Annotated in this window: 19 protein-coding genes and 1 other RNA gene; 12 read left to right on the top strand and 8 right to left on the bottom strand. The window is 35.9% G+C overall.

Features of this window, described 5'->3' with window-relative positions; genetic code table 11:
- Positions 1-11: 11 nt before the first annotated feature.
- Positions 12-524, top strand: a complete 513-nt coding sequence (locus ACNFU2_RS09710) for a nitroreductase family protein (RefSeq protein ID WP_273649147.1) — start codon at positions 12-14, stop codon at positions 522-524.
- A 38-nt stretch (positions 525-562) separates the two neighbouring features.
- Here ACNFU2_RS09710 and ACNFU2_RS09705 read toward each other — a convergent pair whose 3' ends face one another.
- Entirely contained in the window at positions 563-2,179 is a 1,617-nt protein-coding gene (locus ACNFU2_RS09705; RefSeq protein ID WP_273649145.1) for a serine hydrolase, read from the bottom strand.
- A gap of 230 nt (positions 2,180-2,409) precedes the next feature.
- Between ACNFU2_RS09705 and ACNFU2_RS09700 the strand changes: the two genes are divergently transcribed.
- Together ACNFU2_RS09700 and rimM are read left to right on the top strand one after the other, a co-directional pair.
- Complete coding sequence (locus tag ACNFU2_RS09700) at positions 2,410-2,979, top strand: 30S ribosomal protein S16 (RefSeq protein WP_172280105.1); 570 nt, start codon at positions 2,410-2,412, stop codon at positions 2,977-2,979.
- Positions 2,980-2,991: 12 nt separating this feature from the next.
- Positions 2,992-3,534: a ribosome maturation factor RimM gene (gene rimM, locus ACNFU2_RS09695; protein WP_172280103.1), complete on the top strand. Its 543-nt coding sequence runs from the start codon at positions 2,992-2,994 to the stop codon at positions 3,532-3,534.
- Positions 3,535-3,545: 11 nt separating this feature from the next.
- Here rimM and ACNFU2_RS09690 read toward each other — a convergent pair whose 3' ends face one another.
- The gene (locus tag ACNFU2_RS09690) at positions 3,546-3,779 is read right to left on the bottom strand and encodes a helix-turn-helix domain-containing protein (protein ID WP_418124759.1); all 234 of its coding nucleotides are present in this window, start codon (positions 3,777-3,779) and stop codon (positions 3,546-3,548) included.
- Positions 3,779-4,705, bottom strand: a complete 927-nt coding sequence (locus ACNFU2_RS09685; protein ID WP_418124757.1) for an XRE family transcriptional regulator — start codon at positions 4,703-4,705, stop codon at positions 3,779-3,781. Before ACNFU2_RS09685 ends, ACNFU2_RS09690 begins: the two co-directional genes overlap by 1 nt.
- A gap of 105 nt (positions 4,706-4,810) precedes the next feature.
- Here ACNFU2_RS09685 and ACNFU2_RS09680 point away from each other — a divergent pair, with 105 nt between their 5' ends.
- The 5 genes from ACNFU2_RS09680 to rpoN all read left to right on the top strand — a co-directional run bounded on the left by ACNFU2_RS09680 (position 4,811) and on the right by rpoN (position 9,932).
- Positions 4,811-5,476 carry an LA_2272 family surface repeat-containing protein gene (locus tag ACNFU2_RS09680; protein ID WP_418124755.1) on the top strand — a complete coding sequence of 222 codons (666 nt, stop codon included), beginning with the start codon at positions 4,811-4,813 and terminating at the stop codon, positions 5,474-5,476.
- Positions 5,477-5,485: 9 nt separating this feature from the next.
- Positions 5,486-6,115, top strand: a complete 630-nt coding sequence (locus ACNFU2_RS09675; RefSeq protein WP_418124753.1) for a hypothetical protein — start codon at positions 5,486-5,488, stop codon at positions 6,113-6,115.
- Between the two features lie 12 nt (positions 6,116-6,127).
- Positions 6,128-6,727 (top strand): CDP-alcohol phosphatidyltransferase family protein, encoded by a 600-nt coding sequence (locus ACNFU2_RS09670; protein WP_418124751.1) that lies wholly within the window; start codon positions 6,128-6,130, stop codon positions 6,725-6,727.
- A gap of 134 nt (positions 6,728-6,861) precedes the next feature.
- Positions 6,862-8,310, top strand: coding sequence for an asparagine--tRNA ligase (asnS, locus tag ACNFU2_RS09665; protein WP_172280099.1), 1,449 nt, complete (start codon positions 6,862-6,864; stop codon positions 8,308-8,310).
- A 158-nt stretch (positions 8,311-8,468) separates the two neighbouring features.
- Positions 8,469-9,932, top strand: coding sequence for an RNA polymerase factor sigma-54 (rpoN, locus tag ACNFU2_RS09660; protein WP_172280097.1), 1,464 nt, complete (start codon positions 8,469-8,471; stop codon positions 9,930-9,932).
- A 43-nt stretch (positions 9,933-9,975) separates the two neighbouring features.
- Here the strand turns inward: rpoN and ACNFU2_RS09655 are convergent, their stop codons facing one another.
- From ACNFU2_RS09655 to ACNFU2_RS09645, 3 genes are read right to left on the bottom strand one after another with little or no spacing between them, the layout of a single operon-like run.
- A complete protein-coding gene (locus ACNFU2_RS09655) occupies positions 9,976-11,601 on the bottom strand; it encodes an AMP-binding protein (RefSeq protein ID WP_418124748.1) in 1,626 nt (541 codons plus the stop codon).
- A 59-nt stretch (positions 11,602-11,660) separates the two neighbouring features.
- On the bottom strand, positions 11,661-12,335 hold the full coding sequence (locus ACNFU2_RS09650) for a beta-carotene 15,15'-monooxygenase (RefSeq protein ID WP_273649139.1): 675 nt from the start codon (positions 12,333-12,335) through the stop codon (positions 11,661-11,663).
- On the bottom strand, positions 12,328-12,819 hold the full coding sequence (locus ACNFU2_RS09645) for an RNA polymerase sigma factor (RefSeq protein ID WP_172280093.1): 492 nt from the start codon (positions 12,817-12,819) through the stop codon (positions 12,328-12,330). Before ACNFU2_RS09645 ends, ACNFU2_RS09650 begins: the two co-directional genes overlap by 8 nt.
- 214 nt (positions 12,820-13,033) lie before the next feature.
- On the opposite strand from ACNFU2_RS09645, the gene rnpB reads away from it, so the two are divergent.
- An RNA gene (rnpB, locus tag ACNFU2_RS09640) (RNase P RNA component class A) lies at positions 13,034-13,357 on the top strand.
- 130 nt (positions 13,358-13,487) lie between these two features.
- Here the strand turns inward: rnpB and ACNFU2_RS09635 are convergent.
- On the bottom strand, positions 13,488-14,357 hold the full coding sequence (locus ACNFU2_RS09635; RefSeq protein ID WP_273649135.1) for a PPK2 family polyphosphate kinase: 870 nt from the start codon (positions 14,355-14,357) through the stop codon (positions 13,488-13,490).
- 77 nt (positions 14,358-14,434) lie between these two features.
- Positions 14,435-14,905, bottom strand: coding sequence for a DUF1573 domain-containing protein (locus tag ACNFU2_RS09630; protein WP_172280089.1), 471 nt, complete (start codon positions 14,903-14,905; stop codon positions 14,435-14,437).
- A 129-nt stretch (positions 14,906-15,034) separates the two neighbouring features.
- On the opposite strand from ACNFU2_RS09630, the gene ACNFU2_RS09625 reads away from it, so the two are divergent.
- The 3 genes from ACNFU2_RS09625 (at position 15,035) to ACNFU2_RS09615 (ending at position 19,439) form a co-directional block, all read left to right on the top strand.
- Positions 15,035-17,650 (top strand): valine--tRNA ligase, encoded by a 2,616-nt coding sequence (locus ACNFU2_RS09625; protein WP_418124744.1) that lies wholly within the window; start codon positions 15,035-15,037, stop codon positions 17,648-17,650.
- A gap of 202 nt (positions 17,651-17,852) precedes the next feature.
- Entirely contained in the window at positions 17,853-18,488 is a 636-nt protein-coding gene (locus ACNFU2_RS09620; RefSeq protein ID WP_418124742.1) for a DUF4241 domain-containing protein, read from the top strand.
- Positions 18,489-18,545: 57 nt separating this feature from the next.
- Entirely contained in the window at positions 18,546-19,439 is an 894-nt protein-coding gene (locus ACNFU2_RS09615; RefSeq protein WP_172280083.1) for a ribokinase, read from the top strand.
- The last annotated feature ends 37 nt before the right edge of the window (positions 19,440-19,476 follow it).

Below are 19,476 nucleotides of genomic sequence, written 5' to 3'. Positions count from 1 at the left end.
ATTTTGTCTCTATGAATAAAGCAGAAATTCTAAAAGAGATCATAGAACAAAGAAGAAGTATCTTCCCTAAAGATTATACCGAAACAAAAATCTCTCAGGATATCCTTGATGAGATTTTACATTCCGCAACACTGGCTCCGAATCATAAACGTACAAAACCATGGCGTTTTAAAACCTTCCGGGGTGAAGAAAAAGCTCAGCTGGCTTTAGAAATGCAGAATATTTACAAAGCAACCCAGTCCGAACAAACTTTCCTGCAGAAGAAATATGATGACATAGGCTTTAAAATAAACAAAGCTGATGTTGTTGTTTCCATTGTCGTCAACTTCAGTGGAATGGTACCGGAATGGGAGGAAATAGCAGCTGTTTCAATGGCTGTACAGAATATGTATCTTACTTGCACAGCCAATGAAATAGGGTGTTATTGGAGTTCTCCTGGAATTGTCAATCACCTGAAAGATTCTTTAACCATTGAAGAAAACCAAAGATGTTTAGGGCTTTTCTATATGGGAAGACAGGATTAAATTAATTATGTCTGTGAAATTAATTCTACCGAAGGAAGTTATTTTTTAATCACCTGATAGGTAGGATTAGTTTCATCGGTCATATCCAAAATTACATCATAAGTACCTTCATTGGCTATTTTTATATTATTGCCATGTTCTACCAGTTTCCCATATCCGTTGATACCTAATTCTATTACCCATTCATTATTGCTTCTGAACTTTATTTCACCCGGTTTCAAAAGGATATTTTGAGCTTTCAAAATATTGGTGTTTTTGTTCTCAGAAATTAATTTTATATCTGGTCCGCCCCATCCGTTTGGAGTAGCACTTCCTGTAATTCCCCAAGAAAAAGAATCACTGGTCTTTTTAGCTTCTGTGATCTTCCCATCTGGAGAGGTTATTTTTAACAAATTGACTTTTCCGTCTTTATCAGATTCAAATTCAAATCGAATTTTGTTCCCGTCATTATCTTCAGTGTAAAACTTCCTGTCACTTTCCGGGAAGAAAACCTTGTTTCTTGTGTCAGAATCAACCAAAGTAAGCATACCATCATTAACGGAAATATAAAAATTAGAGTCTGAGGTGTTGTAAATTCCTTTTAATTGATTTAGCCTGTTGAAATCAATGTTAATACGGGTAGGAATCTGATAAGGCAGGTTATAAAAAATAGAGACTATTTTGCTTGTCATTGAATAAAGACTGTCATCTCGCAGATTGCTTAATATGATAATGCTGATGTTGTCTTGTGGAATTGTAAAGAATCTTGAAACGAATCCAGGGCCACCACCATCATGCCCAACAGTTTCTTTTCCTTTTATCGGAGACATATCCCAGCCATAACCATAATGGTAATTATGAAATGGTGTTTGTGCTTTTTCTAAAGTTTCCTTTTTCAGAATTTTATAACTCTTAAGTCCCTCCTGGTACTTATACAAATCTTCCACTGTAGAATACATTGCTCCTGCAGCATGAGGATGATCGTAATCATAAACTATACCTTCCTGGAAATTATTCTTTGATAAAAATTCATACCCCGCTGTTTTGTTTTTATTTTTTAATTCTTTAAACCCAAAACCTGTATTGGTCATTTTCAACGGATCGATAATGTACTTTTGAATAGCTTTCTGGTAAGACATTCCAGCAGTCTTGTTGATGATATATCCTAATAAATAATAGTTGGAATTACTGTAATTCCATTGGCTGCCAGGAGAAGAATCCAAGGGTTGAGCTTTTATAAAATTTATAAATGTTTCCTCATCTTTTGTATCTTCAGGATTAGCATTATTCTGAATTCCGGAGGTATGTGTTAATAATTGTTCAATAGTAATACTATCTCCTTTTGGAAAGTTAGGGAAATACTTTGTCAGTTTATCCTGTAAGGATAATTTCCCCATGTCATTTAATAGTAAAATTGTTGTGGCAGTAAATGACTTTGTTGTAGAGTATATTCTGTAGATACTTTGATTGGTGTTTTTTTCCTGTGTTTGGAAGTTTTTGATACCGTAACTTTTTTCAAAAATTATTTTTCCTTTTTCTGAGACCAGAACACTCCCGTTAAAACGATTGAGTTGGCTGTAAGCGCTAATTAATTTTTCAATCTTTTCCTCTTTAGATTGACTTTGTACATTTTGGCAGAACAACAGAATTGTAGCAAACAGCAATAAATTTTTCATCAATTTAGATTTTGTTCCCAAATATCTAAAAAAATAATGTATCCGGGACCTGTCTCCAAAAATAATTGTTTCCACTTTAAACGAACCTGGCTGTAATCCGGATTTCTTTTTTACTTGTTATACGATAAGACAGATAAATTATTACATTTTTATTGATACATTAGAAATTTTATTTATCTTTGCACACTTAAATATTTAACTGGGACGAGTTCCCTTAAAATTCAAACATTATGTCAGTAAAAATCAGATTACAAAGACACGGTAAAAAAGGAAAACCTTTTTTCCACATCGTGGTTGCAGATGCTAGAGCTAGAAGAGACGGTAGATTCATCGAAAAACTAGGAACTTACAACCCAATTACTAACCCTGCAACAATTGATTTGAACGTTGATTCTGCTGTAAAGTGGTTAAACAACGGTGCTCAACCAACTGATACTGCAAGAGCTATCCTTTCTTACAAAGGAGTACTTTACAAAAAACACTTACAAGGTGGTGTTGCTAAAGGAGCTTTTGATGAGGCTGAGGCTGAAAAAAGATTTGCTGCTTGGGTAGATGCTAAAGAACAAAAAGTGCAAGGGAAAGTAGAAGGTTTATCTAAAGCTCAGGCTGATGCTAAAAAAGCTGCTTTAGAAGCTGAAGTTAAAGTAAATGAAGCTAGACTAGCTGCTGCTGCACAAGCTGAGGCTGATGCTAAAGCTGCTGAGGAAGCTGCTAACGCACCTGCTGAAGAAGTTGTTGCTGAAGAAACTGCAGAAGGAGAAGCTCCAGCTGCTGAAACTGAAGAAAACACTGAAGCTTAAGAAACACCCTGTATGCGTAAAGAAGATTGCTACTTTTTAGGTAAAATCACACGCAGACATGGCCTTGCGGGAAACGTTATCCTTAAATTGGATACCGATCAACCCGAACTTTACAATAAACTGGAATCAATATTCGTTGAAATCAACGGACTATTGGTTCCTTTTTTTATTGAAAAATCATCCTGGAGCAAGTCTGATGCTCTGAATATTGCGTTTAGAAACTCTTCTGAAGCATTAGTGGATCAGTCATTGGGGAAAAGTGTATACTTACCGCTTGCTTCCCTTCCTAAACTCACCGGAAAACAATTTTATTACCACGAAGTAATTGGTTTTACTATTTTTGATGAACATGATAATGACTGTGGTGTTATTCGTTCAATCAATGATCAGACGGCTCAAACGTATTTCGTAACCAACCTGGATGGAAAAGAAGTTGTTATTCCTATCATTAAAGACTGGATTCTCGAAGTAAACAGAGAAGAAAGGTTTATTAAGATGCAATTGCCTGAAGGGCTTATTGATGTCTTTCTAGTTCCATCTAAGAAGGACGAGTAAAATATATTGCATTACTTATTTAAAAGATTTCTATATTTTAACGGGGGAACTCCCATGTTTTCCCTGAAGCAACGGATGAAATGGCTCTGATCAGAAAAACCGCATTCAAGAGCGACATCTGTTAGGAATCCATAATTTCTATGAAGAAAACCAAGTGATTGATTTACTTTCAATTTGGTTAAACCATCAAAATTAAGAGTTTGACTGGTTTGCCCGAAAAATTCACCTTTACGAAGTGAGTCCATTATAATTTTTCCTTTAGATTTTCAATTTGCTGATACATTGCATTAAAGAACATTTTTCTATCTCTGTTCCCTGAAGTGTTCAATGATCTGGAATTTTTAATCTGATGCTCAAAATAACTTAATGAATCCTGGCAGGTTATCTTGTCATTGGTCATCATATATCCAAACATACTGAACGGAACAAAGAAAGAGCACTGTTGATCATTTTTAAATAAAATACTGTTGTTTAAAATTACTAAATCATTAGCAAATATTTGAAAATTAGATTTTTGAAGCATTTTGTTTTCTAAATCTTCTAATAATTTTTTGAGATCTTCCAGGATAAGAGAGGCTTCTTCTTTTTTTAATAATCCAATTTCGGAGTAAAAAGAAATCTGTCTTAATACACTCATGACTGTGGTGTCATTCCAGATTTCTGTGACATTCTGTTTTTCGTACAATCCGATTAGCATCTCATTTTTAGGAGAATGATACTCCATTTTGAATTCATTAAACGGGCTCAGAAACTGATCCTGATTTAATAAATTCATCCACACATAAAATTTAAAGCGGGATAAAATGGAATCTGAAATCGTATAGAAAAATGGGATGTCCTTTGCAGAATAATAGACCTGAGAATTGGTGATGTTGTGGAAAACATCGAGAATCTCAAGTGAGTTTTCAAAATAGTTTAATAAGTCTTCTGTGGTTCGTACTGGCTGTGTTCTTCTTACGACCAGTTGATTTTCAGTTCCTAAATATTGATCCAAAGAAATCTGATAATGTTTAGCCAGTTCCAATGCCTCCTCAAAACTAAATTTAGCTTTTAAAGAAGTTCTCCTATGAGCCGCATCATAACTTATATTCAGAATATTGGCGATCTCATCATTTAATGAGCGATCACCTATTTTTCTTCGGATCTCCTTTAATAATGCTTCCTGATGCATAATTTGTGATTTTCACAAATGTAGTATTTTTTTTTAATTCCTTTTCACATTGAGACTAGACTGTTCTGCTGATAATTTTGAATTGTAATTTTAAAGTAATCAGATATGAAAACAATCATTTTTTCTATAATTAGTGTTATTGCAACGAGCGTATTATACGCTCAGGATAGTATTGCCGTTTTAGAAACGAAAACGAAAATAATTGCATTTACTCCCTTGAAAAAAGATATCAAAGAAGTAGATGGAATTGCTATCGGAATGGGAGATGCTTTTGATGATCATAAAGGAAGGGTGAGGAAGATCAATGGAATTAATTTAGAACCTAATCCAGTAGGTGTTTTGATCTGGATGCTATTTGATCCTTCAAAATCTACGAATGCAATGCCCCATCTTGTGGTAAATGGTGTTACAATTTCCGGTGCCGGATATGGAAGAGGTACAAGTCATAATGGAATTACTATTTCATTATATAATTATGGGTATACTATGAAAGGTATTTCAATTGGAGGTCTTTCTACTGATATTAATAAAGGAGGTGGAATACTGATTTCTGGTCTGGGAGTAAGCAGTGCAGAATTGAATGGCATAAGTATTTCAGCATTCAACGATTCGAATCAGCTAAAAGGAGTACAGATTGGCATTTATAATAAAGCTCATGAGGCAAAAGGGATGCAGGTTGGTTTGTTTAATAAATCCCGTAAGATGAAAGGGCTGCAGATTGGTTTTTGGAACAAGAACGGCAAACGTAGTCTGCCTTTTATCAACTTTTAAATCTGTAATATGAAACTTTTAGCTCTTTGTGTATTAATGGTAGTCAATCTACATGCACAACTGCTTACAGAATCTACAAAGAAGGAGAGGAGATCAATGGTCGAAGCGGGAGGTTTTCTTAGTTTTTCATCTTATAAAGAGAGCCAGATGCCTGGTGTCTATGTAGGTTACTGGTATGGGTTTCCTATTGAAGAAAATAAAGCTCATCTTGAATTTGGGTTAAATTTTTATCATAGCACAAGCAGATACGATTTTGAGTATGGTAAAAACGGAGAATTTTATCATGTCAGATCTAAAGAATTTTTATTGAATATAGGATTAAGAATGGTAAAAGAATATCCAGTCCAGAATAAGAACTTAGAATGGGTGAGTGAACTGAGTATGCATAACCTTTTCTTTAATGGGAATGGTATTCCTGGTGATAAGCCAGAAAAAGACAATGGAAATGCGATATATGTCGATACAAATACCATAAGTATTGCATCATTAAGGATCGGTCAGGGAATAAGATTTTGGAAGTATAATTTTGGATTGGGGATACAAGGATCTTATATGCCTTTTAGGCTTTTACAGAAAAACGCAGTTCCATCCGGTTTTAATTCTTTTTCAATAGAAACAAGTATACATTTTAAATTTTAAAAACAGTGCATCATGAAAAAGTTACCATACATACTTATCGCAATACGGTTTTTTATTGCTCCAACTGTCCTCTTATTAAGCTATTTGAAAGGTGAGGGATTCAGGTCTTTAATCTTAGTATTGATGTATATTGGACTATTAACAGATATTTTTGATGGAATTGTTGCCCGAAAGACAGGTGTTTCCTCTGAAAAATTAAGAAGGCTGGATAGCCAGACAGATCTTATTTTTTGGCTCTCTTTAGGAGTCTCATCATATATTCTGAATCCTGAACTGATAAAAAAGGAATGGACAGGTATTCTTCTGATTTTTATTATGGAGGCTCTGTGTTATATAATTAGCATCTGGAAATTTGGAAAAGAGACCTGTACACACGCTTTTCTTGCAAAGATGTGGGGAGTAAGTCTGTTGATTGCCTTTACATACCTCATTGGATTTCAGGAAATCACTTGGGCTTTCTATCTGTCACTTGGTCTGGGGTTGATTTCCCATATTGATGTGATCTTAATCATTTTACTTCTTCCAAAATGGGAATATGATATTCCAAGCTCCTATCATGCCTGGAAAATAAGAAGAGGTAAACAAAGGAAAAAAACGATATTCTTTAACTAAATTGAATATGAAAAATAGGTTTTTTATTACATAATGGGTCGGTGATTTTTTAAAGACGACGCAATCATCAACTTGCGCTGTTTTTTTGTAACTTTGCAGACATTAATTTTTATACGAAAATTTATAATCAACAAATGAAAAAGCAAACGATTAAAGAAATCCTACAGGATTACAAAAAGGTATTACATCATGACATTACGGTATACGGTTGGGTAAAAGCTTTCCGTTCAAATCGCTTTATAGCATTAAATGATGGATCTACAATTAATAATTTGCAAATAGTTGTTGATTTTGAAAATTTTGATGAGGCTCTTATTAATAAGATCAGTACAGCTTCTTCCCTAAAAGTGGTAGGAGAGGTTGTTGAAAGCCAGGGTGCAGGACAAACGGTAGAGATTATTGCTAAGAAGATTGTTATTTTAGGAGATAACTTTACGGAGGAGCTACAGACAACGATTCTTCAGCCAAAGAAACACAGTCTGGAAAAACTTCGTGAGCAGGCGCATTTAAGATTCAGAACCAATTTATTTGGTGCTGTATTCAGAGTACGTCATGCGGTAACTTTTGCTATTCATTCATTCTTTAACAAAAATCAGTTTTTCAACATTCATACACCGATCATTACAGGTGCAGATGCTGAAGGAGCGGGAGAGATGTTCGGGGTGACTGGTTTTGATCTGAATAATATTCCGAGAACAGAAGATGGAGCTATTGATTATAGTCAGGATTTCTTTGGAAAGCAGACCAATCTTACTGTTTCCGGACAGCTGGAAGGCGAAACTGCTGCTATGGGATTGGGAAGAATTTATACCTTCGGACCTACGTTCCGTGCTGAAAATTCAAATACTACCCGTCACCTTGCGGAATTCTGGATGGTAGAGCCAGAGGTTGCTTTCAACAACCTTGAAGATAACATTGATCTGGCAGAAGATTTCCTGAAATATGTGATCCAGTATGTATTGGATAACTGTAAAGATGATCTTGAATTTTTAGATAAAAGATTTGCCGAAGAACAAAAAGCTAAGCCTGAAAAGGAAAGAGCTAAAGAAGGTCTTATAGAAAAGCTTCAAAATGTAGTGGCTAAACGTTTTATGCGTGTAAGCTATACGGAAGCTATTGAAATATTATTGAATTCTAAAGAGAATAAGAAAGGAAAATTCCAGTTCCCAATCGAAAGCTGGGGGGCCGATCTCCAGTCTGAGCATGAAAGGTTCCTGGTAGAGAAACATTTTGAAAGCCCGGTCGTTCTTTTTGACTATCCAAAAGATATCAAAGCATTCTACATGCGTTTGAATGATGATAACAAAACAGTAGGAGCAATGGATGTTCTTTTCCCTGGAATCGGAGAAATCATCGGAGGTTCTGAAAGAGAGGAAAGAATTGAGGTTCTTAGACAGAAAATGAAGGAAATGCATGTTGAGGAAGAAGAACTTTGGTGGTATATGGATACCAGAAAATTTGGTTCGGTACCTCACTCAGGATTTGGATTAGGTCTGGAAAGGCTTGTTCTTTTTGTAACAGGGATGACGAATATCAGAGACGTGATTCCTTTTCCAAGAACGCCGAAAAGTGCTGAATTCTAGATACAAAAAAAGCCTTAAATTTAATTTAAGGCTTTTTTATTTTTAATAATAGCTTATTATGTTAAATTATATAATGCAAAAATCATGCTAAATATGAAATTTTTAAAAAAAATTGATTAAATTCGTGGAATATCTTATGTTAAAACACAAAGAGTAATATGCTTAAACAACACTTACAACTCAAACTAGGACAAAAGTTGGCTCCTCAGCAGATCCAATTAATGAAGCTGATTCAACTTCATACTTTGGAATTTGAAGAGGAACTGGAAAGAGAGTTAGAAGAAAACCCAGCCCTGGAAATCGCAAAGGAGGAATCTAAAGAGGATGATTATGCTTCTCTTGAGGATTCTTATGAGAATGAAGGAAATGAAAGCATTGAAACTGATTTTGATGTGAATGAATATATCTATGACGATGAGCCAAGCTATAAAACTGCTTCGAGTAATTATTCTGCGGACGATGAGGAATTCGATAATGAAAGCCTTCTGACCGAGGGGCAGTCTCTATACGATTATCTATTGGAACAGATCCACCTGGCCAACATCAATCCTGAGGATATAAAAATTGCCGAGTATATCATTGGGAATCTGGATACCGATGGATACCTTAGAAGGGAGATCAAGTCTATTGTAGATGATCTTGCTTTCTCACAGGGTATTTATACAACTATAGAAAAGGCTGAAGATATTCTGGAAAATTATGTACAGAAACTGGACCCGCCGGGAGTAGGAGCGAGGGGATTACAGGAATGTCTTCTTCTGCAAATCGAGAAGAAAGTAAGTTCGGATAAAGCTGTTTCTTTAGCAGCTAATATTTTGAGACATCAGTTTGATGCTTTAACCAATAAGCATTATAATAAAATCATCCAGAAGTATGATATCGAAGAAGAAGATCTGAAAGATGCTCTGGAAGAAATTTCGAAACTATCTCCTAAAGTCGGAGGTAATTTTGATACGCAAACGATAACGATCAATCAGGAAATTATCCCGGATTTTGTAATTCAGGTGAAGGATGGAGTGGTTATTCCGATGCTTAATAGTAAGAATGCACCTACATTAAGGGTTTCTGAGGAGTATAAAGATATCCTTACCACCTATTCTCATGATAAAAACTCTTCGGAGCATAAACAAGCTGCATTATTTATAAAACAAAAGCTGGATGCAGCGAAATGGTATATTGATGCAATCAACCAGCGCCAGAATACCTTATTGCAGACGATTACGGCTATTGTAAAGTTTCAGAAGGAATATTTTATTACCGGAGATGAAAAATCTTTAAAACCGATGATTCTTAAAGATATTGCAGATATCACAGGTTTTGATATTTCTACGATTTCAAGAGTAGTAAAAAGTAAATATGCTGATACACCAAACGGTATTATTTATCTTAAAGACCTCTTTTCTGACAGTTTAACGAACGATGATGGAGAAGAAGTTTCTACTAAAGAAATTAAAACTCATCTTCAGGAAGTGATCAGTAAAGAAAATAAAAGAAAGCCTCTTACCGATGACGCCTTAGTAGTTATCTTAAAAGAACAGGGATATAATATTGCCCGAAGAACAATTGCAAAATACAGGGAACAACTTAACATTCCAGTTGCAAGATTAAGAAAAGAACTTTAAAAAATATAAATGCCCGGAGAGCCGGGCATTTTTTATGGATATATTAATTGTTCCTTAAGTGGTCTAGTTTTAATTCTTTGACAGAGATTTCACGCATTTCAACCTTTCTTATTTTTCCTGAAATCGTCATTGGGAATTCTTCTACAAATTTCCAGTATTTAGGAATCTTGTAATGGGCAATCTTCCCTGTACAGTAGTTGAGAAGTTCATCTTCGGTCACATCAAAGCCATTCCTCACCTTCACCCATGCCATTACTTCTTCTCCGAACTTTTCGCTGGGAACACCTATAATCTGTACATCCAGGATGTTGGGATAGGTATATAGAAAATCTTCAATTTCCTTTGGGGAAATATTTTCACCGCCACGGATAATGAGATCTTTTATTCTTCCGGAAATGGTAATATAACCTTCAGAATCCATTACAGCAAGGTCGCCGGTATGTATCCATCGGGCATCATCAATAACCTTTCTTGTATTTTCCGGATCATTCCAGTACTTGAGCATTACAGAGTATCCCCGGGTACAAAGTTCGCCATGCTCACCACGTTCCACAGTTCTGCCATTCTCATCTATGATTTTTATTTCAAGGTGATCCTGAACGGTACCCACGGTACTTACCTGTTTTTCTAAAGATGTTCCTATTAATGTCTGGGTTGAAACCGGTGAGGTTTCCGTCATTCCATAGCAAATACTCATTTCTTTGATATTCATAAGACTTTCCACCTTTTTCATGATTTCTGGTGGACATACAGACCCGGCCATAACTCCGGTTCTTAAATTAGAGAAATCAAATGTATTAAAATCTTTTACTGCCAATTCGGCGATAAACATGGTAGGAACTCCGTACAATGACGTGCATTTTTCATCAGAAACCACCTGTAGGGTAATATCCGGATCAAAGCTCTCATTGGGAATTACAATACAGGCGCCATGTGCAGTACAACAAATATTTCCTATAACCATTCCAAAGCAATGATAAAACGGTACTGGAATACAAACTCTATCCTTTTCTGTGTAATGCAGCCGTATTCCGATAAAGTAACCATTATTCAGGATATTATGATGGGAAAGGGTAACTCCTTTGGGAAAACCGGTTGTACCGGATGTATATTGGATATTAACGGGATCATCAAATTCGATATTTTCTTCAAAATTTCGTAAGGTTTCATCGGAAACTGAATTTCCTTTTTCCAGAAACTGTTCCCAACTGTCGTCAAAGAAAATAGCACCTTCCAATGTAGGGCATACTTCCTTTGCATATTCAACCATTTCTTTATAATTACTGGTCTTAAAGGATAAAGAAGAAAAGATAAAACGAACTTCTGACTGATTGAGAACGTATGTAAGTTCGTGAGTTCTGTATGCAGGATTTATATTCACTAAAATGCTGCCAATTCTTGCAGTAGCATATTGAAGCAATACCCATTCATACCTGTTGGCAGACCAGATTCCTATCCTGTCACCAGATTTTGTGCCTAAGTGAATAAGAGCTTTAGCAACGGCTGTGGTCTGGTCATAAAATTCTTTGTAGCTTGCTCGATAGTTCTGCTGAACAGAAACTAAAGCTTCATGATCAGGGTATTTTTCAACTGTTCTTTTAAGGTTTTTACCGATTGTTTCTCCAAGTAAAGGAATATTTGAAGCTCCGGATACATAAGATAAAGCCATACAAAAAGATTTATTGATCTAAAATAACAAATAAATCCTAAGATAGCGCCTGGGAAAAGTTAATTTTCCAGAGAATCAATGTCTCTTAGCTGTGCAAGATTCTTATCAAGTTTTCTCATGATAATTCCATAAACAAGTCTGTAGTATAACCAGATCAGCAAAACACACAGTCCGGTACTCAATACAGTACCTATGATGAAAATGATAACGGCCGAGTTGGCAGGTTCTACATTTTGAGAGTTTAACGCATAAAAAATAAAGACTGTAAAAATAGAAGTAAAAGCAACGAGTAAAACAATACTGATTAAAATAAAGGCATTAACCGTCTTCTTGAACTTAATAATTCGGGTAATAAGGCCTTTAAGGTTTTCTTCGATTTTTATTCTTCGATAATTCTGATAAAATTTATAGACAAAATAGGCAGTAACAAGTAAACTAAGAATCTTAAGGATCAGATATATCTTGTCAAAACTGTTTTCCACTTCGGGAGTTTTTCGAGCACCCAGTTTTTCTAAAACGTTGAGGAATCCATTGGTTTCTTCTCCCTGAAAGAAATAAAATAGCCCCATTACGGAGAAAAGTAAAAATTCAAAAACACTGATCCAGAAAATATATTTCACGTAGTTACGTGACTTTCTGTTGAGCATATTAAGAATCTCACTATTGTCGTATTTTTGCTGAACAGGCTGTTCCTGCCATGTTTTCTTAAAGCTGTCTAAATCAAAATCAGGCATATTTTTCCATCTGTTCTTTAAGGGTTTTCTTTAATCTGTTCATTTTCACACGGGCATTTACCTCAGTTATCCCGAGGTTTTCTGCGATATCCTTATAGGGCAAATCATCTAAATACATCATTACAATAGCTCTTTCTACATTAGGCAATGTCTTGATCACTGTGTATAGAAGTGAAATCTGCTGTTGTTTTTCATCATCATCCTCAATGAAGTCTTTATGATTGATGTCCAGTTCATTTGTAGGAAGGCTCTTGCTTTTTTTTCTGAAAAGGGTAATGGCTGTATTTAAGGCAACACGATACATCCATGTGGAGATCTTTGAGTTCCCTTTAAAGGAGTCATAGCTTCTCCAAAGCTGCAGGACAATTTCCTGAAAGAGATCTTCTTCATCTTCCAGAGAATTGGTATAAAGACGCGAAACTTTGATAATCAATCCCTGATTATCTTTTATGAGCTGCGCAAATTCTTTTTCTCTGGAAATCACAATTAGATGTATAACGGCACGAAGATAATAATAATGTGCTAATTAGTGAAGGGTTATGAATTATAAATTGCAAGTTTTGGTAATCGGCACTTACCATATACTTAAGCTTTATCGGATTGTTTGTCTTTGATTAAGAAAGCGTATTGTTCGGCAGACTTATAAGTAATCGTCATAACATATAATGTAAAGCCTTTAATTCGTATCTTTGCGCCCACGAGAAAATCGGCCTGTTGATCTTTGTTTCGGCAAGGGTAGGAAAGTCCGGACACCATAGAGCAGCAAAGCGGATAACATCCGTCACCCGTGAGGGTAGGACAAGTGCAACAGAAAGCAAGTACAGTTCGGCTGTAGTGAAACCAGGTAAACTCTTTGCGGTGCAATGATAAGTATATCGGTTCTTTTCAGTAATGAAAATAGGAGTTGCTCGCTCTGAAAGCCGAGGGGTAATCAGCAAAAGTTTTGCAGCAATGTAAGACGCAGATAAATAACAGGCACTTCTCAGGAAGTACAAAATCCGGCTTATAGATTTTCTCGTGATTTTTTTAGATAACGAAATGACTATAAATAAAGCGGGGATTATTCCCCGCTTTTGTATTTCTGAGCCTGTTAAGATAATTAATATCGACTTGAAAATATGAATTTTACAAGTTGAAGCATTGTTTATGATGCTATTCGTTCTCAAGGGCTTTTTTAGCATCAACAAGTCCTTTCTTGTCCTTATCAGAAAGTGCCGGATATTTAAGGTCCATCTTTTCTAATGCATCAATAATGATCTGGATAGCGGCTACTCTTGCAAACCATTTATTGTCTGCAGGTAATACGTACCACGGAGCATAATCTTTTGAAGTCTCATTAATAGCCTGCTCATAAGCGCTCATATATTGATCAAACAATGCCCTTTCCGGAAGATCAGCAGCCGAGAACTTCCAGTTTTTTTCTTGCTCGTTAATTCTGTCCAGCAGCCTTTGCTTTTGTTCCTTTTTTGAAACATTTAAAAATATTTTAATGATTTTAGTTCCGTTCTGAGAGAGGTGTTTTTCGAAATTTCTTATACTCTCATATCTGTTTTCCCAGAATTTGGCGTCAAAATCTTTTACGGACTTCCATGTTTTTTCACTGAGGTTGTATTCCGGGTGCACCTTACAAACCAAAACACTTTCATAATGTGAACGGTTAAAGATTCCGATCATTCCTTTTTGAGGTAGTGCAATATAATGTCTCCATAAAAAATCATGGGCGTATTCCTTTGAACTTGGGGTTTTAAAACTTGTTACATTACAGCCCTGTGGATTTACTCCACCAAACACATGCTCAATAAGACTGTCTTTTCCTGCGGCATCCATCGCCTGTAAGATGATAAGGAGAGACTGGCTTCCATCCGCATACAACTTCTCCTGAAGGTTACGAAGTTTTTCTTTTTCTATAGCCAGCATTGCCTGTCCTTCTTGTTTAGTAAGAGGTCCCTTGTATTCCGTTGAGGTTTTTTTGATGGAAAATTTTCCTTTTACTTCAAAATCGTCTGAGAAATTGGTGTCCATAACTTATATATTTGAAATAAATGTAATAAAAAAACCGTCTACATGTAGACGGTTTTTTTATTTTTTCTGAGTAGAGCTTATTTTGCCGCAGCAACTTTTTTCGCTGCCTTAGCCGCTTTTTTAGCCGCTTTAGCATCTGCTGCAGTTTCAACCTTTGCAGGAGTAGCTGCAACTTCAGGAGCGTTAGCATCTACATTTCCTTTGATGTAAATTACACTTCTGCTGTTTGCCGGGTCATTAGAAAATACTTCAATCATTTTGTTGAATGGTCCGTTGATTGTCGTATTGTATCCAACTTTGATTTTAGCAGATTTTCCTGGCATTACAGGATCTGTACTAAATTCAGGAGTTGTACATCCACAAGAAGGTTTTACGTTAGAAATTACCAAAGGCTTATCACCTGTGTTAGTTACTGTAAAAAATCTTGTACCGTCTGCACTAGGCTTAATAGTACCATAATCGAAAGTGGTTTTATCAAAAGTAATAGTTTGTGCAGATGCAATAGCAAATGTTCCAAATAGTGCAATTCCTGCAATTAATTTTTTCATATTCTTGAATGTTAATATGTTTGTTTAGATAAACTTTAAGAAACAAAGTTAAAAATTATTTTAATTCATACTGAAAATTTTTTTTCTTTAAGCTATTTTTGCAAATTGTAAGCTAAAGAAATAGAATTTATGCAGATTTCAGAAAAGTATAATCCACAGGAAACAGAACAAAAATGGTACAACTACTGGTTGGAAAACAAGTTTTTCCATTCGGAGCCTAATGACAAGCCACCATATACCATCGTAATTCCTCCGCCAAACGTGACGGGGATCTTACATATGGGACATATGTTGAACAATACCATTCAGGATGTTCTGGTCCGCCGTGCAAGAATGCAGGGCTTTAATGCCTGCTGGGTTCCGGGAACAGATCACGCTTCAATTGCTACTGAAGCTAAAGTTGTTGCTAAACTGAAATCTGAGGGAGTCAATAAATCTGATATTACCCGTGAGGAGTTTTTAAAACATGCATGGGAATGGACTGACAAATATGGGGGAACCATCCTCGAACAGCTGAAGAAATTGGGTTGTTCATGCGACTGGGACAGAACCAGGTTTACGATGGAGGATAAGCTTTCAGCACAGGTAATTAAAAGTTTTGTTGATCTTTATAATAAAGGATTGATCTACAGAGGCTACAGAATGGTTAACTGGGATCCGGAAGCAAAAACGAACATATCTGATGAGGAAGTAATATTTAAAGAACAGAACGGGAAATTATATTTCCTGAAATATAAAATAGAAGGTTCAGAAGAATTCCTTTCTGTTGCGACGACGCGTCCTGAAACAATCTTTGGGGATACTGCTGTTTGTATCAATCCTAATGATGAAAGATATGCTCACCTGAAAGGTAAAAATGTGATCGTACCTATCGTGAACCGTGCGATACCTATCATTGAAGATGAATATGTGGATATTGAATTTGGAACCGGGGCACTGAAAATTACTCCTGCTCACGATACCAATGACTACGAGATCGGGCAAAAACATCAGTTGAAAATGATTGATGCTTTAGATGATGATGGAAATCTTAATGAGTATGGATTACATTATGCCGGGAAAAACAGGTTTGAGGTAAGAAAACAGATTGCAAAAGAACTGGAAGAAAAAGATCTCCTTTTAAAAGCTGAGGATTATGTAAATAAGGTAGGTACTTCTGAAAGAACAGGAGCAGTGATCGAGCCTAAAATTTCTGTTCAATGGTTCCTGAAAATGTCTGAACTTGCTCAGCCTGCTTTGGATGTAGTAATGGACGATGAAATTAAGTTTTATCCTGAAAAATTCAAAAATACCTATAAACATTGGATGGAAAACATCCGTGACTGGAATATTTCCCGCCAGCTTTGGTGGGGGCAGCAGATCCCTGCTTATTATTATGGAAGCGGAGATGAAGATTTTGTAGTTGCAGAAACAAAAGAAGAAGCTTTAGAATTAGCAAAACAAAAAACAGGGAACCAAAATCTTACAGCTGAAAGCCTTACACAAGATCAGGATGCTTTAGATACCTGGTTCTCATCATGGTTATGGCCTATGTCTGTATTTGACGGACTTCTTGATCCTGAAAATAAAGATATTCAGTATTATTATCCTACTTCTGATCTGGTAACAGGTCCGGATATTATTTTCTTCTGGGTAGCGAGAATGATCATGGCCGGATTAGAATATAAAAAGACAGTTCCTTTTAAAAACGTTTATTTTACCGGTATTGTTAGAGATAAGCAAAGAAGAAAGATGTCCAAGTCTTTAGGAAACTCACCGGATCCTTTGGAATTAATTGATAAATATGGCGCTGATGGTGTGCGTGTTGGAATCTTACTAAGTGCTGCTGCGGGAAATGATCTCCTTTTTGACGAAGATCTTATGCTTCAGGGGAGAAATTTCATGACCAAGATATGGAGTGCTTTCCGATTAATCAATATGTGGAATCATGAAGATAAACCGGCAAACGTAACGGAAAACCAGACAATAGAGTGGTTCGAAAATAAATTGAACAAAGCGATTGCTGAAATTAATGATCAGTTTGAGAAATTCAGAATTTCTGATGCTTTGCATTTGGTTTATAAATTAATCTGGGATGATTTCTGTTCGTGGTATCTGGAGGCTATCAAACCTAATTATGGTGAAGGGATTTCAAGAGAAGTATACGAAAAGACTATTTATTTCTTTGAAGAATTAATGAAATTACTTCATCCTTTTATGCCATTCCTTACGGAAGAATTATGGCAAACGATTTCGGAAAGAAGTATAGAGGAAGCGTTGATTATCTCTCAGCAGAAAAAAGCAGGAGAATTTAATGAGACTATTATCAAAAACTTTGAAATGGCTCAGGAACTTATTTCAGGAGTTAGAAACTATCGCCAGACGAAGGGGATTTCTCCTAAAGAGGCAGCTGAAATTTATACGGGTTCTTCAGTGTTTGCCAATGAAGCTGTTATCAGAAAACTGGCGAATATTTCAGACATTTATTTTGGTGAAAAAACAAATAAACCAAGTTTTACATTCCTGGTAGGTTCTACCGAAGTGTCCATTCCATTGAGCGAAAACCTGGATCTTGCTGAGGAGAAAACAAAAACGGAAGACGAAATAAAGTATTTGAAAGGATTTTTAATTTCTGTAGAAAAAAAGCTCTCCAACGAAAAATTTGTTGCCAATGCTAAAGCAGAAGTTGTAGAAGCGGAGCGTAAGAAACAGAAAGATGCACAGGATAAAATTGCTATTTTGGAAGAGAAGCTGAAGAGCTTATAAATCTTTTGGCACTTATCTTGAAATAAAACAAATATCAATCCGGACAATCCCGGAAACTATATCCATAAAAGAAGACCAGTTTAACTTGTCTTCTTTTGTGAATTTAATACAGTAGTTCAGACACAATATCTGAAGAGCAGATGAGCTGCCAAAATAACTTGTAAGCGGATCAGCTCATCACCAATAAATAAAGACAATAAAAATGACGCACGTAGAGAATATAAAAAAGCTGTTTTCAAGAGATTTTGTAGAAAGTCCATTGTTAGAAAGCTTTGAGGTTGGGAAAATTTACCTTTCCAGTGGGAAATTGGTAGCTTGCGACCCTTTGATCACAAATGATATGCAGCCTTTTACTACAGATTTCCCAAAAGGGGATTTTGCAGTTCTTTTACATAAGGAGAGAGAAAGTAGCTGCGTAGCCTATGCTGAAATTATTTTCAGTCACTCAGAAATCACAGAATGGAAATTGGCAACTACTTCCGGTCAGGATATAAAAGACCTTGCAGAGGGTGAGATATTTGGTTATCCTGTAGAAAGTGGGATGGGGTGTTTTATGGATGTTGATACCCAGGAAAAACTTAATGAACTGGAAAAAAGATTGTATCACAGTAAAGGTGCCGATTTTATGGGAATTTATGAGGAGTTTTTCCACGAATATTTTTTCGATGAAAACGGAGCGATCGATCAATATGCCTTTTTGAAACCTGCGGATGAGCATCCGGGAACTATCTTTGCTTTCGAGACAGGATATGGAGAAGGTTTCTATGCCAGCTATATCGCGTATGATAAAAATAATGCGCCTGTAAAGGTAGTTACGGAATTTATTGAAATAAGTTAATTATTGTTATATTAGTATTCCTAATTTTTTATTTTTGTATAAACCAATTTAACCGCAATGAACTTTTCCTCAGTACAACCCAAAATTATAGTTGTTGGCAGCTCTTCCATAGATCTTGTTCTGGAAACTGAAAAACTTCCGGCTCCTAACGATACTGTTTTAGCCATTAATTCGGATAGTTATTTTGGTGGAAAAGGAGCCAATCAGGCTGTAGGAACTGCAAGATTGGGAGCCAGTGTTTATTTCATTGGATGTGTGGGAATGGACCCACTGGGACAGCAAATTATGCGTAATCTGGTGAATGAAAATGTGAATGTGGGATTTGTTGCAGAAACAGACAAAGAAGCTACAGGAACAGCTTATGTGACGACTTCTGATGGTAATGCTGCCATTGTTGTGGTACCGGCTGCAAATAAGCTTTTAAGTACCAAACATATTGAAGATGCAGACCGGTATTTTCCTACAGCAGATCTTATCCTGGTTCAGTTAGAAGTTTCTATAGAAGTTGTTGAATATACCATTAGAAAAGCAAAAAAATACGGAAAAAAAGTTGGTCTCTATGCTTCACCTGCTATGAAGCTTAGCGAAGAAGTACTGGAAAATGTAGATTTTGTAATCGTAAAAAGTAGTGAACTCTATATTGTTTTTGGTGAGGAGGAAAAAGAGCGGGTTCTTGAAAAATATTTTAATAAAGTTTTTGTAAGAGATGATACGAATTCCACGATTTATTTTGATGGAACTGAAATGAAATACTTCAGAAACCATAACGATAATAAAACGGTACATAAAATGGGAATGGGAGATGCATTTACATCCGGATTTGCCATAGCCTTGTGTCATAATAATCCTATTGAGGAGTGTGTAAAGTTTGGAAATGAAGTTTCTTTAAAAGTTTCTACGAGAAAAGGATCGCAAACCGGATTGCCTAGAATGTCCGATTATGTTATTTAAAGCTATTTGGTACATATCGAAAGTATATAATTAACAT

This window comes from Chryseobacterium sp. PTM-20240506 (genome assembly GCF_048296755.1).
GTDB classification, from domain to species: domain Bacteria; phylum Bacteroidota; class Bacteroidia; order Flavobacteriales; family Weeksellaceae; genus Chryseobacterium; species Chryseobacterium proteolyticum.
Note: the sequence above shows the minus strand (reverse complement) of the source record. Positions and strands in the feature narration are given on the sequence as shown.